2 protein-coding genes are annotated in these 645 nt (G+C 47.0%); both read right to left on the bottom strand.

The window, feature by feature from the left end:
• A partial coding sequence (locus tag D8U69_RS14985) for a transposase (RefSeq protein ID WP_177434573.1) occupies positions 1–217 on the bottom strand: 217 nt, incomplete at its 3' end.
• Between the two features lie 98 nt (positions 218–315).
• Complete coding sequence (locus D8U69_RS14980) at positions 316–519, bottom strand: hypothetical protein (protein ID WP_130907622.1); 204 nt, start codon at positions 517–519, stop codon at positions 316–318.
• Positions 520–645 lie beyond the last annotated feature (126 nt).

The following is a 645-nucleotide window of genomic DNA, read 5'->3' as shown; positions in this document are numbered from 1 at the left end:
CAGCAGCCGAGTCACCCGGAGCCAGCAACAGATGAACATGGTTGGTCATCAAACAGTAGGCGTAGACCTTTACGCCCCATGCATCTTTGAGTTCACGTAAATCCGTCAGGTAGCGCTGATAATCCTCGGCGACGGCAAATACCACCTGGCGGTTATGACCGCGTTGCACAACGTGGTGCGGGTAGTTGGGTAATACGATACGTCCCATTCTGGGCATCTTTCATCTCTCCTTCCATGGAGGTTTTCAGCGTAGCAAAGGAGAAAAATGAAAAAAAATAAATCTGTCCCCGTTTTGCTCAAGACGAATTACATAGATCAAACTATCCACTCAACATCAAAATCGGTTAGCTGAGATTGAAGTCCCATCTCATCTTCGAACCAGTAGTCGAATCCTTCAGTATTATTTTTTTTCAAGTAAAGATAATAGCCACCGGTGTCGCCGTCACGATCATCAGCAACAAATATTTTCCAGCCGGAGTATTCACCGCTTACAACTACCCCCTCTCGAAATACCGACATATTCACATCCTAGTCCACATAAGGAAAAAAGAAAAAAAGAGAAAAAAAGGGGACAGATTTATTTCCCTAGCCCGCTCCTTGGTCGGCCTCGCCCACGCTGCTCTACCCGCTGCCCCACAATCCGCT

Origin of the sequence: Pseudomonas sp. Sample_16 (genome assembly GCF_004307665.1) — a bacterium.
Classification (GTDB): Bacteria; Pseudomonadota; Gammaproteobacteria; order Pseudomonadales; family Pseudomonadaceae; genus Aquipseudomonas.
This window is presented reverse-complemented; position numbering and strand designations above follow the sequence as displayed.